Source organism: Mesorhizobium sp. M7A.F.Ca.AU.001.01.1.1 (assembly GCF_004022735.1).
GTDB lineage: Bacteria > Pseudomonadota > Alphaproteobacteria > Rhizobiales > Rhizobiaceae > Mesorhizobium > Mesorhizobium ciceri.
Genome location: NZ_RZPF01001105.1, coordinates 1 through 1,271, shown reverse-complemented (window position 1 = coordinate 1,271; position 1,271 = coordinate 1). Strand labels below are relative to the sequence as shown.

Below are 1,271 nucleotides of genomic sequence, written 5' to 3'. Positions count from 1 at the left end.
CCAATCCCCGCGCGTCGATCACCCGCTGGTCGCCGCCTTCGAAGCGGCCGCACAGGATGACGGCGCCCGGCCCAGCGGCCAGCTCGCGCACACGCGCCTGGGTCAGCGGCTTGCCGCGCGGGCTCATCAGCAGCCGGGGCCGCGCATCGCCTTCCGGCGAAGCATGGTCGATGGCTTTCGCCAGCACGTCGGCGCGCATCACCATGCCGGCGCCGCCGCCGGCGGGCGTGTCGTCGACGGTGCGATGGCGGTCGGTGGCGAAGTCGCGGATCTGGATCGTCTCCAGCGACCACGTCCCGGCCTCGAGCGCCCGGCCGGCCAACGACAGGCCGAGCGCGCCGGGAAACATCTCGGGGTAAAGCGTCAGCACCGAAGCGGAAAAACTCACCGGTTGCCCCCGGCATCGCTCGGTCCGCGCGGCCTGCCCTTCGGATCGAAGTCTTCCTCACGCGGACCACCGCCATCCTCGTCATCGACCAGCCCGGCTGCCGCCGGATCGACACGAACAAAACCCTCGGCGATCGACACTTGCGGTACGGCAGCCTGTGTGAACGGGATCAGCACGCCCTTGCGCCCGCCCAGCGTCACGTCGAGAATGTCGCCGCCGCCGAAATTGTGCACCGCGACCACCTTGCCAAGCACGGCACCCGTGTCGTCGCGGACTTCGAGGCCGACGAGGTCGGCATGGTAGAATTCGTCTTCCTCGCCATCGTCCGGCAGCATCGAACGGTCGACGAACAGCTCCGTGCCGGCCAGCGCCTCGGCCGCATTGCGGTCGGCAATGCCCTTGAAACGGACCACGACGACGGTGTTGGCGGGCCTGATGTCGACGATCTGGAAGGCGCGCCCGTCCCTGGCGTAGAGCGGCCCGTAGTCGGCCAGCGCCAGCGGCTCGCCGGTGAAGGTCTTCACCCGCAATTCGCCCTTGATGCCATGGGCGGCGCCGATCACGGCCATCTGGACAGGATTCTGGAGCTTGCTCATGGCGAAATATCCTTTGGCCTGCTCTAGCCCCACGCGGCTGTCATTTCAATGACGGGCTATTCACCGCTTCCTAACCCGAATATCCGAAAATGCCGCCATGCAGGAATTCCTCATCCCGGCCAAACCCGATCTCCAGGCGGCGCGCGAAAGCTGGCTGAAGATGCTGGCGCGAGAACGTCGGCTGTCGCCCGAGACGGTGGAAGCCTATGAGCGCGACACGCGTCAGTTCCTGCATTTCCTCACCGGCCATTGCGGCGGCTCGCCCGGCATTTCGGACATCGCCGATC

General features: G+C 67.2%; 2 protein-coding genes and 1 pseudogene. 1 reads left to right on the top strand and 2 read right to left on the bottom strand.

Annotated features, from left to right (window positions below):
• Both EN884_RS36230 and rimM read right to left on the bottom strand, forming a co-directional pair.
• Nucleotides 1–388, bottom strand: a pseudogene (locus EN884_RS36230) (tRNA (guanosine(37)-N1)-methyltransferase TrmD); the annotation flags it as partial.
• The gene (gene rimM / locus EN884_RS36225; RefSeq protein WP_013528858.1) at nt 385–984 is read right to left on the bottom strand and encodes a ribosome maturation factor RimM; all 600 of its coding nucleotides are present in this window, start codon (nt 982–984) and stop codon (nt 385–387) included. The gene rimM and the pseudogene EN884_RS36230, both read right to left, overlap by 4 nt.
• 97 nt (nt 985–1,081) lie before the next feature.
• Between rimM and EN884_RS36220 the strand changes: the two genes are divergently transcribed.
• Nucleotides 1,082–1,271 (top strand): site-specific integrase (locus EN884_RS36220; RefSeq protein WP_164895430.1); only part of this gene is annotated, 190 nt, incomplete at its 3' end.